The organism is Streptomyces palmae (genome assembly GCF_004684805.1).
GTDB lineage: Bacteria > Actinomycetota > Actinomycetes > Streptomycetales > Streptomycetaceae > Streptomyces > Streptomyces palmae.
This window is the reverse complement of sequence record NZ_SRID01000759.1, coordinates 1-815: the sequence shown is the minus strand read 5'-3', so window position 1 is coordinate 815 and position 815 is coordinate 1. Positions and strand designations below refer to the sequence as shown.

Below are 815 nucleotides of genomic sequence, written 5' to 3'. Positions count from 1 at the left end.
GTATAAGAGACAGGTTGGGCGGCGTCGGGTGGGGGGAAGTGGGTGATGCGGTCCAGACGCCGGGTGAAGGCGTCGTCGATGTTGGCGGTGAGGTTGGTGGTGAGGATGGCGACGCCGTCGAAGGCTTCCAGGCGTTGCAGGAGATGGGCGATTTGGGTGTTGGCGTGGCGGTCGTGTGCGTCCTTGACCTCGGAGCGTTTGCCGAAGAGGGCGTCGGCCTCGTCGAAGAGGAGGACGCCGGGGGCGTGGGCGGCGTGGGTGAGGATGCGGTCGAGGTTCTTCTCGGTCTCGCCGATGTACTTGTCGACGATGGTGGCGAGGTTGACGATGTACAGATCGCCGCCCAGGGCGTGCGCGAGGGCTTCGGCGGCCAGCGTCTTCCCGGTCCCGGACGGGCCGCTGAACAGCGCGATGACGCCGTGCCCGCGCGCGTTGCCCGGGGACATGCGCCAGGATCCCAGGACGACGTCGCGATGTCGGGCGCGTACCAGCAGGTCCTCGATCTCGGCACGCGGGCCGGGAGGCAGGACCAGGTCCTGAAGAGTGGCGGCGGGGACGATCCGGCGGGCCAGGCGCTCCAGCTCGGGGGCGGCGTGGGCGCGGATCGCGGTGCGGATGTCGGCGTCGGTCACGGGGCGTGCCTCCAGGCGGGCCCGGTGTACCGCGCTGATGACCGCTTGTCCGGCCTGCCGAGGCGGCAGCGGGAGGCGGGCCCAGGCGCGGGCCTGCTGGGCCAAAGGCGTTCCGGCCAGATGGTGTTCCCACAGCTTGCGCCGGTCCTCGGGGGTGGGTGACGGGGCGTCGATGCGCAAGGG

1 protein-coding gene is annotated in these 815 nt (G+C 71.0%); it reads right to left on the bottom strand.

Features of this window, described 5'->3' with window-relative positions; genetic code table 11:
* Nucleotides 1-815, bottom strand: an 815-nt coding sequence (locus tag E4099_RS32520) for an ATP-binding protein (protein WP_135342662.1), incomplete at both ends; no start/stop codon positions are given.